Below are 13,310 nucleotides of genomic sequence, written 5' to 3'. Positions count from 1 at the left end.
ATCATATACCAAAAAGCTTAATATGAACTAAATAAAAATATTAACATTTCTTGAATTATTTTAATGGCAGATTAATTGTGAATGTAATAATATCCTTATTCATATCTACATATATAACTCCATTATGCAGTTCAATAATTCTTTTTACTATTGAAAGTCCAATTCCAGAGCTTTCTATATCTTTTCTGGATTTATCACCTTTATAAAACCTTTCAAAGATATTACCTAAGTCTTCTTCTTTAATCTCATTAGTTTTATTACTTATTGAAATCATTAAATTATCTGCCTCTTCTGCCAGTTTCAAAAACACTTCTGTTCCTCTTGTACTATACTTTTTAGCATTAGTTAATAAATTATCTAAAACTCTAACTATTTTTTCAATATCTATCCTTAATATAATTTCCTCACCTAGTATTTCTTTTTTCAATTTTAAATCTTCTTTTTCAAACACATATTCATATTCTCCAGCAATCTGGTCAACAAGAGATATAATATCAACCTCACTATAATTTAATTGTATATCTGTGCTGGTGAGCTTTGTATATTCAAAAAGCTCATTAATCAATTTATTAAGAGTCTTTGCTTTATCATCTATAATTCCTATATATTCTTTAAAATCATCCTCATTCTTATACTGCTCATTCTTAATTAAATCTATATATCCCATAATTGATGTTAACGGCGTCCTTAAATCATGAGATACATTAGTTATAAGTTCACTTTTATTTTGCTCTAACTTTCTTTCATTATCAATCTTTTGCTTAAGCTCTACAGACATTGAATTAATACTTTCGCAAAGCTCTGCTAATTCATCTTTTCCTTTAACTTCAATAGTTCTCCCAAAGCCATCTTCTTTTATCATTTTAACTTCTCTTGTAAGAAATTTAATATACTTTACCCTTCTATTTATTAACAAAAGAAAAGTAATTATAAATCCACCTATTGAGCCCCCTATTAATCCAAAAGAAATAATATTTACAGTAAATATATTTATATTTCCTTCAAAATAATATTTATTTAAGAAAGTACTTGCTATAAATACCATTACTATATATGCTGATATGCCTGATATAACTATTGAAAAAAGAATATATATACTAATCCTGTTTAAATTTATTTTTTTAAATCTTTTACTGTTAAATATAGATACTATAATTATAAAAGTAATTACTGCAATTATTTTAAAAATCTGCTCTAGAAATATTGGTGATATATTCAATTGTCTAGCTTCATTTGCCCATATTAAATACGAGCCCTCAATAATTATAAGAGTTGCAGCAAATAATCCTATTATCATACCCAGCATAAGATGTGGTGTTAACCATTTTAGCTTTATCATATCTTATATCCAACTCCCCATATAGTTTTAATATATATAGGATTTTTAGGATCACTTTCTATTTTTTCTCTAATCTTTGTTATATGAACCATTACAGTACTGTCAGATTTAAAAAAATCCTCTTTCCATACACTTTCATATATCTTTCTAATACTTAAAACCGTTCCTTTATTTCGTGCTAAAAGTTCTAGAATATCAAATTCCTTAGGCGTAAGTCTAACTTCCTTACCTCCAACATAAACTAAACGAGTATCAGTGTTTATAGTAAGGTCTCCTATTTCTATAATTACCTTTGAAATATTAGAGTCATTGTATTTTTTATATCTTCTAAGCTGTGATTTCACCCTTGCTATTAGCTCTAATGGATTAAAAGGCTTAGTTATATAATCATCTGCTCCTGCAGTTAACCCATGAATCTTATCCATATCCTCTGACTTTGCAGATATCATAATAATAGGCATATTATTTTCTTCCCTTATCTTCATACAAGCTTCTATTCCATCTAATTGCGGCATCATAATATCAAGAAGAATCAAATCTATATTTTCTTCCTTTAATACATCTATAGCAATATAAGCACTTTCAGCCTTTATAATCTTAAATCCTTCATTTTCTAGATAAACTCCTAAAAGATTTCTTATATTTTTATCATCATCTACAATTAAAATAGTTTCCTTCATCTACCTATCTCCTAATTATTTTATTTATTATTGCAGCTCAGCACATATGCAGGTGGAATATTTAAATTCTCTTTTCTCCAATTAATATTGCTAAAATATCTGTTTAATAGTTCCTTTTTCATTTTTGAATATTGAAATGTTATAAATATTCCTTCATCTCCAAGAATCTTCCTAGTTCTCCTTAAAATCTTCTCTGACATACTCTTTGGCAAGCTGGCAAATGGTAACCCTGACACTACTGCCTCTACTTTATTTATATCATATTTCTTTAAATATAAATCAATATTTTCAGCAGAATCATTTATAATAAACAAGTTTTCTTCATTATATTTTGATTTTAATATCTCGTAAAATTCCTTATTGTATTCTATTACTATAAACTTTGTATTTTTATTTTTCCTCTTCAAAATTTCCTCGGTAAATACTCCTGTTCCTGCCCCATACTCAACTATACAATTTATTTTATCAAAATTAATATCATTAACCATCTTAGCTGCTAATCTTTTTGAGCTGGGCATAATAGCTCCTACTGTTCTAGGATGTGAAAAATATTGAGTTAAAAACCTTGCTTCCATAATAATAAACCTCCACAATTGAATTTATACTTTCATTGTAGATTTCAGACATTAAAAAATAGTCTTAATAATTCTTAAGAATTATTAAGACTAAAAAGTTAATTACTATTCTTTTATTTCTCCAGCTAATATCTTATTTAATTTATTTTGTACTAGCCATAATTTCTTTTGCTTTCTATTATAAGCCACCATTTGATTTTTATTATTTTTACTTAATTCCATAGCTTTCTTATAATGATCATCTGCTATATTTAATGCATCTTTTATAACTGCAAGTTCTTCGTTAGTAAACATTTAATTTCCTCCTAAAATTTTTCTTGAATTATTATATCACATAATCCTCTACTATAGAATCCTAGGCTAATTTTTCATTTTCTTCTTCGCCTTCTACAGTTAAAAACCTTTTTGATGTAAGTTTTATTCCGATAGCTCCTATAGGTGCTGTAATAAGTACACTAAGTATTGCCACAGCTTGCATTATATCCCCAGATTCAACTCCCATTTTTAATGGTATTCCTGCTTTAGCAGATTGCACCGTTGCCTTTGGTAGATATGCAATTACACAAAATAATCTTTCTTTTAAGGTTAAGTTAGTACCTATTAAAGAAATTAACACTCCTAGTGACCTCATAGTTAGGGATATTAAAAGCATAAATGCTCCAATAAAGAAATACTCTCCAACAAGTTTTGGATTTATAGCCATGCCAACGAAAGCAAATAAGTATAGTTTGCCATACTTCCATATAATATTTATTCCATCTTGAATACCTTTTGCCATATCTCCTAAATAAGTTCTTAAGAAAAAACCATAAATCATTATTATAAGTAACGAATTAAACAATTTAAAATGTGTAATATTCTCTATTACTCTTATAGTTAAACATATTATCATAGCCATAACTATTTTTAATATATTTTTTTTTATCTTTTTAAAAATTGGATTAGTTATTATAGCTAATATCCAAGATATCGCTATACTAAGTACTATAGTCATAGGTATATTTACTATTTCACTTATTACAGAAATCTTTTCACCATCAATTCCTGACATATATACGGCTAAGAATGTTGTAAATAATGTTATCGCCACTGTATCATCTGCTGATGCTCCTACTAATAGCATTTGTGGAATAGCCTTGTCTTGACCTATCTTTTTGTTTATAAGTTCAACCATTGAAGGAACTAATACCGCCGGACTTACTGCTGCTATTATAAATCCTAATATTCCACCTTGAACAAATGTAAATCCTAAAAATTTAGTTGATAAAAAAGCTATTGTCAATCCTTCAATCAGTGCTGGTATCGCACTTAATAATATTGCTGGCCTTCCTATGCTTTTCATTTGATTTAAACTTATTCCAAGACCTCCGATAAATAATACAGTTACTAATGCAATGTCCTTTATCTGTGGAGCTATATTCAATGTACCCTCTGGAACTAGATTTAAAAATGTAGGCCCTATTATCATTCCTACAATTATCATTCCAATAAGAGATGGTAATTTGATAAACTCAACTATTCTTCCACTCCAATATGCAATTATTCCTATTCCTATTAATGATATTATCACCTTTACTATGTCCATTTTTTCTCCCATCCTCTATATTTATTTTTTTAAATTATTATTTAGTTTGGTTAATTACATTATTAATAATTCTAAAAAAATTAGACCCCTACCCTAAAAAGAGTAGGAGTCATTAGCTTTACGCGATTATGGCGAACTCCATCGCCTTATTTATTCATTTTAACCATTTGTATGATATCATATTAAGTTAAATTTGTCCATTATAATAAAGTCTATAATGCATAACTTAATCTATTAATCATTCTTGTATACTATTTAGTACCTGTGCTTCCAAAGCCTCCACGATCAGCATTACCAAAGGACTCAACTTCTTCAAACTCTATCTCAGGCATAACTTCCATTATTCTAAATTGCCCTACTTTATCACCTTTTTTTATCCATGTACCTTTTTCTTCAATACCATCAATAATCTCTATTGATTTATATTGCAAACAAAATACTGGCATATGCCATTGATCATTATCTCCTATATATGTATCATCAACTACTCCAACACCATTTGTTTGTATTATTCCCCATGTCTTGAATGTTGAACTTCTAGGTGCTAAATGCCCCTCCCATCCTTGAGGCAACTCTAAAGCAAAACCTAAGGGAATCATGGCTCTTTCATTTAATGGTACAAACATATCTTTATTTGCATAAACGTCAATCCAATTACCTTTACTTATTTTTTGTAATTTAGTTGCACCTTCAAAATATTTAATCTTCATTTTCATACGTAAATCATCCTTTCTTATGTTTAAACTTTACGCCTCTAAAACATTTTATATTGTATCATATCATAAAATTAAAATCCAAAGATATAATAACTAAAAAACTAATACAAAAATAAAGAATGACAATATAATATAGTCTATTTGTCATTCTTACTAAAACATTTATTTAATTTAACGTATCTTTATACATATATTCTCTATACAGATTTTATTTTATTCATTACTTCGATAGTTGTTTCTATTGTACTTTTATCTATAGTTACTTCGTTCCAAGGAGAATATGTTGGCTTTTCAAAATACTTTCTATCCACAATAGCTATAACTCTATAGCTACCTCTTTTTAAATTTTCAAAAACAACTTGTCCATTCTTATCTGTGTACTTAGTTTCAACTAACTTGGGAGATACGCCATTAAGTACATATAAATTTATCTTTGCTGATGATATTAATGTTCTATTTTTATTTGCCAACCTAGAGATTACTGTTATCTTTCCCAAGCCCTCTTCATCTTCATCATTATTTTCTCTCTCTTCGTAATTCATATAGTAATTTTCATAATCTTTGTAATACTCTTTAGAATAATCTTTTGAACAATCTTTATTATCCATCTCTACCTCTTGGAAAGTTGCCTCAATAACATTACCTTTTAAAATATCATCTTGCTGTTCATCATTTCTATATTTATAATCATTAGCAATGATATTAAATTTTTCTAAATCATCCTTATCATAATCATCATCTATTCTTATTTTCATAAAAAACCTCCAAAATGCCGTATATTGACATAATACGCATTTAGAGGTTTTTTTGTGCACTTTTTATTATATTAAAAGCATATCTTTTATTTCATCAAATTCTGTTGGTTTACTAAAATAATATCCTTGAATTATGTCACAATTAATATAATTTAAATAATTAAACTGTTCCTTATTTTCTACGCCTTCTGCTACCACTTTTAAGTTTAAACTATGCGCTAACTCTATTATACTTTTGGCAATCTTATCACTCTTTTTATCTAATCCTATTCCATCAATGAAACTTTTATCAATTTTTAAAACATCAATAGGAAGTCTTCTCAAATAATTTAAAGATGAATATCCTGTCCCAAAATCATCAAGAGCTATAGTTATCCCAAGCTCCTTTAACTTTAAAATAGTATCTATATTCTTAGATACTGATTGCATTATAACACTTTCAGTAATCTCAAATTCTATATACTCTGGTGAGATATCATACTCATTTAACTTCTCACTAACAAAATCAATAAAGTTTTCATCTCTCAATTGTATGTCTGATATATTTATTGCAAAATTAAATCTTTCCTTAACTATTAAACTTAATTCCTTACACTTTTTAAAACTTCTATCAATTATAACTCTTCCAATATCAATAATCATTCCATTACTTTCTGCAATGGGTATAAATTGATTTGGTGGAACTACTCCTAATTTTTTGTTCTTCCATCTTACTAATATTTCAAATCCATCAACATTATCATTAACTAAAGATACTTTAGGTTGAAAGTTTAAATAAATTTCATCTTTATCTATTGCTGTTCTTAAAAATTTCTCAATTTCAAATTCTCTATTCATTAAACTTAAAATATTTTCGTGGAAAAACTCATATCTATTCTTTCCATTCTCCTTCGCTATATACATAGCTATATCTGCATACTTCAATAATGAATCTATAGAATTAGCATTATCAGGATAAATACTTACCCCTATACTAAAAGCACAGTAAATATCTTTATTATCGATTTTAAGGGGTTTCTTAAATTCATTTAATACATTGTCTAAAATTGTTTTTACTTTAGATAAATCACCAATGTTTTCTATTATAAGTATAAACTCATCTCCACCAAATCTCGCTAAAATATTCTCTGTTTCTAATACACTATAAAGTTTTTCGCACACACCTTTAAGTGCTAAATCACCTAAATAATGTCCATATGTATCATTTATAATTTTAAAGTTATCCAAATCTATAAAAACTAAAGCTAATTTATCATTTTCAGTACATCTATCTAAAGCTATCTCTAATTCTTTCATAAAATATCTTCTATTAGGTATACCTGTAACATCATCATAATAGCTCATAAAGTGTATTTCAATTTCACTTTGTTTTCTTTGAGTTATATCTGATAAAGATCCATAAATATATATCTCACCATTATCTAGCTTTACTTTTTTGCCTTTGCTATTTAACCATATTATATTATTATCTTTAGTCAATATCCTATATTCCATCTCATAAAATTCACTTTTCGAATCAAGAAGCACCTTATTTACAGCTCTCGAATAATTATCCTTATCCCCAGAATAAATACAATTTAACCATTCATTATAAAAAATTATAACTTCTCCATTTTCATCTTCTGCCTTTATGTACTTTTTTATCTTACTATCAAAACTTATTAATCCTTTTTTAAAATTAATGCAAAAAACTATATCTTTGGATCCTTCTATAACCTGTTTATATTTTTCATACTTATCTCTCATTACTATATCTGTAATTCTTTTCTTTGTTATATCAGTTAAAACTCCTGTTAAGTAAAAAACTCCACCTTTTAACTTTCCTTTAGCCTTATAAGAAAGATATTTAATATCTCCCTCAATATCCTTAACTCTATATGAAAGCATTAAATCAATTTTTAATCTATTAATACAAATATTATCTATTTCTCGCTTTACTCTTTCTCTATCTTCTTCAACTATATATTTATACCATTCTTCTCGCTTTAAATAATTACTATCTAAACTTAATAAAGAAGTCATCATATTAGAAATATATATTTTTTCTGACTTTTCATCCCATTCCCATACATCTCCATCCATAGCTTCGATAGCCATAATATATCTCTCTGTATTAATTTTAAGCTCGTTTTCCTTTTGTCTTATTTCACTTTTTCTTCTTTGATTAATATAGATTATAATTGCAATAGCAAGTATTCCAAATAATTTTAAATAATAAACTTCATTACTAAATAAAATAAATACACTTATAATAAAAACAATAGCTCCATCTAAAATATTTTTCACCCCTTAAAATCTATATTTTTTATCCATATTTTTTAATATTTTACAAATTAATTGTACCATATTTATAGATAATAAGACAAATAATATCAATGATATACTAAAAAACAAAAAAGCGAAGAACAAACTCTTCGCTTTTTTATCTATTATATATATCATTTATTCAAATCTAGAAACTATAACATTTAGTAGTACACCTACTATACTTGCTAAACTTAATCCTGATATGCTCACTGCTTCTGTTATTTGTATTCCTATAGCTTTACCAAATATATTTCCTGAAAGTCCTATTAAAAGAATAGTTCCCATTATAATTAAATTTACTATGTTTAATTTAACTTTTTCTCTCTTTATAGTTTGTACCCCAACTATAGCTATCATTGAGAATAACATTAAACTAATTCCACCCATTACTGAGCTTGGTATAGTTCTTATAGCTGCACCAACTTTATCAACAAAACTTAATATTATTGCGAATACTGCTGCTAATCTTAATATTGCTGGGTTATAATTTTTAGTTATAGCTAATACACCTGTATTTTCACCATAAGTTGTATTTGCAGGTCCCCCAACAAATGATGCTGCTAAAGTAGCTAATCCATCACCTAATAATGTTCTATTTAATCCTGGATCTTCAACAAAGTTCTTTCCTACAACTTCTCCATTTGTAGTTATATCTCCAACGTGCTCCATTACTACTGCTAATACTACTGGTACTACTATTAATATTGCCGCCATATCAAACTTTGGTAATGTGAAGTTTGGTACTGCTATAATGCTAGCATTTTGAATCGCTGCTACATCTACAAGATTTAATACTAAACTTATGCAATATCCAACAGCTACACCTATTAAAATTGCTACCTGTTTTAAGAATCCTTTTCCAAATGTCTTTATTATTAATGTTACTGCTAAAGTTACTACTGCTACCATTACTGTTGTTACAGCACCTGCTTGTCCAGCAGCTAAGCTATTAACACCTGCCATATCTAAAGCTGTTGGTATTAAATTTAATCCAATAACCATAATCATTGGTCCTACAACTCTAGCTGGTAAAACTTTTCTTATTTTATCTAATCCCACTTTTTTTATTAAGAATGAAAGTGCTATATATATTAATCCTACTATAACCATTCCACCTTGTGCATATCTTAAATCTCCATTAAATTGTGCTCCTACAGCAACGATTACTGGTATAAATGCAAATGATGAACCAAGAAATACTGGAACCTTTCCTTTAGTACATGCGTGGAATATAAGTGTTCCTATACCTGCTGAGAATAGTGCTACTGATGGATCTAATCCTGTTAAAATTGGTACTAAAACAGTTGCACCAAACATCGCTATAAGATGTTGAATTGCTAAAACCCCATTCATTAATCCTTCTGTTACTTTTCTTACACTACTTTTTTCTGTTGTTAATTTTTCAGTTATTTGTGCCATAATCGCACCCTCCTTACATTTTTTAAGGAGAAATTAAACTTTCTCCCTTTTCAGCCTCTCTGGACTGCTTTTAAAGGCAATATAAAAAGCTCCTTACCATCGGTAAGAAGCTATAATAATCCCGTAAAATTATATGCTCACTTTTATTTCTTACCGATCTCTCTGGATCAATTTAAAGACTATTTTCTTACTCATTATATTAAACGTACATTATTTTTGCAACATTTTTTTATTTGTATTTTAATTTTATTTTTTTAATAGTACATACTAAGCTTATAATTATTTTGAAAGGAGCTATAAATAATATGAAAAATTCTTATTTTTACAAATATCTTACCATTTTATTTATCTCTATATTATTGCTTAGCATTCCTACTTCTGTTTTTTGTGATGATGAACCTAGAGAGGCAAAGGAAAAAGAGATATACCTTACCTTTGATGATGGTCCTAGTGGAAAAGTTACTACCGAGGTTTTAGACATACTTAAAGCAGAAGGCGTACCTGCTACTTTCTTTATTATAGGTAATCAAATAGATGATCAAGAAGATCTTATCCTAAGAATGAGAGATGAAGGACATAGTATCGGATTACATAGCTATACCCATGAAAGAAATAATCTGTATTCAAGTAACGATGGATTTATAAACGAAATGCTAAAAGTGCAAAAAAGATTATATGATGTAACTGGTGAAACTTATACTATCTTGAGGTTTCCATTTGGATCTACAAATAATACTTATAAGCTAACATCATCAATGGTTGATCTTGTTCATAATCATGGCTTTAAAATCTATGATTGGACTCAAGATACATTAGATGGTGCTAATCCAAAATCATCACCAGATTCAATATACTCTCATGCAATATCAGATAAAGATTCAATAATTTTATTAATGCATTGTGCAAATGTTAATAAAACATCACCACAAGCATTGCCTCAAATAATCAAATATTATAAAGATAAAGGATATACTTTTAAAAAGATAACAGAAGAAACACCAGAACTTTATAGACTAAAGAAATAAAGTGCGTACTAAGTGCGTAGTCCAAAAGTCGACTGCGTCGAGTCCAAAAGTGCCTATGGCAGTCCAAAGGATTTACTTTGTAAACGTCCAAAAGCTTTTTTAACTCTAAGTTATTACTCTTGGTTATTGTAAATCTTTTGGCCGTCACAAAGTGACCTTTTGGACTTTGACGAAGTCAAACTTTTGCCCAAAGTGCTTCGCACTTTATTTCAATTATGAATTTATCTTCTTTATACCATCTTGTTACTACGCAACTTCCATCCTTCTTTGCTTGATAGGCTTAAGAACCATAAATATAAATAATGTAACTAATATTACACCTTTAAAGATACTAGTTAAACTTATAGCCCACCAAACTCCATTTATTCCAAGTAGACTTGCTTGTGATAAATATATCGCTAGCGGTATTCTTAGCCCTGTGAAAACTATCCCGATTACTGAAGGAGGTATTGTCTTCCCAACTCCAAAGAATGCTCCTGCTGTAGTTATTTCTATACACATAAACAATTGTGAATATCCTAATATTTTCAGGTAGTCAGCACCTTGTATTATTGCATCTTGCTCTTGAATAAATATAGAGAATATTTGTTTTCCAAATACTATTAGAAGAAAAGAAGTCAATACTCCAAGTGCTAATGATAATATTAATGTATACTTATATCCATCTTCAACTCTCTTATACTTTTGAGCTCCATAATTTTGACCTGTAAAAGCTGTTAATGCAGATGCAAATCCTCCTGCTGTCATCCAAGAAATAGATTCAATTTGAGATCCAACCTTTTGAACAGCTATGGGTACTGGCCCCCATGTTGCAACTATTCTTCCTATTAACATCCCAAAGAATGAAAATAAACAATTTTGTAATGCATTAGGAGTTCCCCATTTAGTTATTTCTTTAATACATCTAAAGTCTAAATACTTCTTGTCCCAAACCTTTAACTTATATCCTTCTTTTATAAATACATATATAAATATTGCTGTTACTATAAACTGTGCAAATACAGTTGCAACAGCTGCTCCTACTACTCCTAAAGGTTTTATAGGACCAAGTCCAAATATTAGTATTGGATCTAAAATTATATTTATAACTAATCCTATGGTATTTGCTATAAACGGTGTTTTACTATTCCCTTCTGCAGTAATTATTCCAGTAAATTGTGGATTTAAAAAAGAGAATATCATTCCTACACTTATTATTATTAGATAGTTGATAGCCATAGATATTATGTCAGGATCATTTAGATTAAAAAATCCTATCAATCCATTTCTAAAAATTAAAAGTATTAAAGTATATATAATTGCAATAATAATAGCCATTGTCAAACTATTATAAACATACTTTTCTCTTAAGGTATTATCTTTCTTTCCAACAGCTTGTGATACACCTACCTCTGCTCCTGTTCTAGTTACTAAAACTAAAGAACTACCAAACCAAGTGAAAAAACCTGCAGTTCCAATAGCAGCAACTGCTGCACTTCCAACTCTACCTATCCAAATCATATCTACCATACTATAAGCCATTTGAATAAATGACGTTCCTAGTATTGGTAAAGATAATGTAAATAAAGTTCTGAATATATTTCCAGAAGCTAAATCTATTTTTTTCTTCATCTTCTCCCACCTCTTAACTTAATACAAAAAATAAAAAGACGAAAATCGTCTTTTTTATTTAATCACATTGCCAAATAATAAACTAATTTAAATTAATTAATTTTCATTTTGCTTTTCTTTTTGCTTTTTATCATTAACTAAACTAGCAACTAATGCAGCACTTGCAGCTAGTAATATTGCTATTTTTCCTGTTTTTTTAATTCCCATATCTAAATCTCAATCCTTTCAATTGATATTTTAAAATATAATATATTTCATTATACATTAAGGATAATTTAAAATCTATTAAAGTTTATTTAAATTACTACTATTTTTACCTCTACTTAAATTGATTTATACCACTTTGATAAAAATAACCTGATTTATTTAATTTATCTTCCAATTCACTTTTATCGATATTTATATCATCACAAAACATATCTAAAGATGAGTAAAAATCTCTAAGCTTTAGATTTAATATACTAACCAACATATGTGGATCCATATTTAAAATAGTTTCTCTATCCATCTCTACCTCTCCCCTATATCTTATAAAGTTTACATGTAAAATCATCATTATCTATTTCAATTATAGCAAAATTAACCTTTCCTCCAATAGCTAATCCTAAAGAACCTGGATTTAATATTTTTTTACCATAAAAGTTCTCTATAAATAGCTGTATATGAGTATGTCCAAAACATACTAGGTCCATTCCATCTGGATAATCATCCATAAACTCATTGAATGTTCCACCATTATACATTAAAGGCGCACACTTATTTGAAGTTGGTCTGCTATGTACCATAAGAATTTTTTTACCTTCAATCTCAACAACTCGCTCACCTGGTTGAGTCTTTATCCATTCGATATATTTTTTATCTATTTCTGTTGCACTTTTTTCTATCTCCAAACAGTATGCTTCATCATGATTTCCTGTTATACTTTCAAATCTTGAATCATTCATTATATAATCCATTATTTTATCTGGATCTTTTCCTCTAACAAAATCACCTAAATTTAAAACTTTCTTTATCCCTTCAGCATTTATCACTTCTAAAAATCTATTAAAAGCTTCAATATTTCCATGAATATCGGAGCAAATAGCTATCTTCATAACATCACCCTTTTTATATCAACTCACTATATATTATACAAATTAAGCTAAAGTATATCTATACTTTAGCTTAATTTATAATTATTAATCATGTTTTTTTTGATTACTTATTGCTGGAACTGGTGGCACATCATTTTTCTTTGGCGCTTGAAAATTATCATTTTCCCAAGTTGCTCTTTGACCTTTCTTTGCCATAGAATCACC

General features: G+C 28.1%; 13 protein-coding genes and 1 riboswitch. Of the genes, 1 reads left to right on the top strand and 12 read right to left on the bottom strand.

All coding sequences use genetic code 11. The features are described from left to right. Positions 1-55: 55 nt before the first annotated feature. From LQE93_RS09280 to LQE93_RS09240, 9 genes are all read right to left on the bottom strand, one after another. Positions 56-1,339: a sensor histidine kinase gene (locus LQE93_RS09280; protein ID WP_231073173.1), complete on the bottom strand. Its 1,284-nt coding sequence runs from the start codon at positions 1,337-1,339 to the stop codon at positions 56-58. Next, entirely contained in the window at positions 1,336-2,019 is a 684-nt protein-coding gene (locus LQE93_RS09275) for a response regulator transcription factor (RefSeq protein WP_231073171.1), read from the bottom strand. The genes LQE93_RS09280 and LQE93_RS09275 overlap by 4 nt, the downstream gene beginning before the upstream one ends. 20 nt (positions 2,020-2,039) lie before the next feature. Then, on the bottom strand, positions 2,040-2,594 hold the full coding sequence (locus tag LQE93_RS09270; RefSeq protein WP_231073162.1) for a class I SAM-dependent methyltransferase: 555 nt from the start codon (positions 2,592-2,594) through the stop codon (positions 2,040-2,042). A 105-nt stretch (positions 2,595-2,699) separates the two neighbouring features. Further along, a complete protein-coding gene (locus LQE93_RS09265; RefSeq protein WP_055267188.1) occupies positions 2,700-2,888 on the bottom strand; it encodes a hypothetical protein in 189 nt (62 codons plus the stop codon). A 61-nt stretch (positions 2,889-2,949) separates the two neighbouring features. Beyond that, complete coding sequence (locus tag LQE93_RS09260; protein ID WP_231073160.1) at positions 2,950-4,179, bottom strand: cation:proton antiporter domain-containing protein; 1,230 nt, start codon at positions 4,177-4,179, stop codon at positions 2,950-2,952. Between the two features lie 96 nt (positions 4,180-4,275). Then, positions 4,276-4,334: riboswitch (Fluoride riboswitch) on the bottom strand. A 96-nt stretch (positions 4,335-4,430) separates the two neighbouring features. Then, positions 4,431-4,895, bottom strand: coding sequence for a dUTP diphosphatase (locus LQE93_RS09255; RefSeq protein ID WP_055267192.1), 465 nt, complete (start codon positions 4,893-4,895; stop codon positions 4,431-4,433). Between the two features lie 197 nt (positions 4,896-5,092). Beyond that, positions 5,093-5,650 carry a SpaA isopeptide-forming pilin-related protein gene (locus LQE93_RS09250; protein ID WP_186838035.1) on the bottom strand — a complete coding sequence of 186 codons (558 nt, stop codon included), beginning with the start codon at positions 5,648-5,650 and terminating at the stop codon, positions 5,093-5,095. Between the two features lie 66 nt (positions 5,651-5,716). Beyond that, a complete protein-coding gene (locus tag LQE93_RS09245; protein WP_231073159.1) occupies positions 5,717-7,936 on the bottom strand; it encodes a sensor domain-containing protein in 2,220 nt (739 codons plus the stop codon). A 156-nt stretch (positions 7,937-8,092) separates the two neighbouring features. Beyond that, on the bottom strand, positions 8,093-9,376 hold the full coding sequence (locus LQE93_RS09240; RefSeq protein ID WP_231073157.1) for a uracil-xanthine permease family protein: 1,284 nt from the start codon (positions 9,374-9,376) through the stop codon (positions 8,093-8,095). Positions 9,377-9,681: 305 nt separating this feature from the next. On the opposite strand from LQE93_RS09240, the gene LQE93_RS09235 reads away from it, so the two are divergent. Next, positions 9,682-10,401, top strand: coding sequence for a polysaccharide deacetylase family protein (locus LQE93_RS09235; RefSeq protein WP_231073155.1), 720 nt, complete (start codon positions 9,682-9,684; stop codon positions 10,399-10,401). Positions 10,402-10,647: 246 nt separating this feature from the next. On the opposite strand, the gene LQE93_RS09230 is transcribed toward LQE93_RS09235, so the two are convergent. The 3 genes from LQE93_RS09230 to LQE93_RS09220 form a co-directional block, all read right to left on the bottom strand. Then, the gene (locus LQE93_RS09230) at positions 10,648-12,012 is read right to left on the bottom strand and encodes an MATE family efflux transporter (protein ID WP_231073149.1); all 1,365 of its coding nucleotides are present in this window, start codon (positions 12,010-12,012) and stop codon (positions 10,648-10,650) included. Positions 12,013-12,331: 319 nt separating this feature from the next. Next, a complete protein-coding gene (locus LQE93_RS09225) occupies positions 12,332-12,520 on the bottom strand; it encodes a DUF4250 domain-containing protein (RefSeq protein WP_231073147.1) in 189 nt (62 codons plus the stop codon). 13 nt (positions 12,521-12,533) lie between these two features. After that, positions 12,534-13,106: a metallophosphoesterase family protein gene (locus LQE93_RS09220; RefSeq protein WP_186838033.1), complete on the bottom strand. Its 573-nt coding sequence runs from the start codon at positions 13,104-13,106 to the stop codon at positions 12,534-12,536. Positions 13,107-13,310 lie beyond the last annotated feature (204 nt).

The sequence above is a fragment of the Clostridium sp. NSJ-145 genome (assembly GCF_021044725.1).
GTDB lineage: Bacteria > Bacillota > Clostridia > Clostridiales > Clostridiaceae > Clostridium > Clostridium disporicum_B.
The sequence above is the reverse complement of the archived record's forward strand: the minus strand, read 5'-3'. Positions and strand labels throughout refer to the sequence as shown.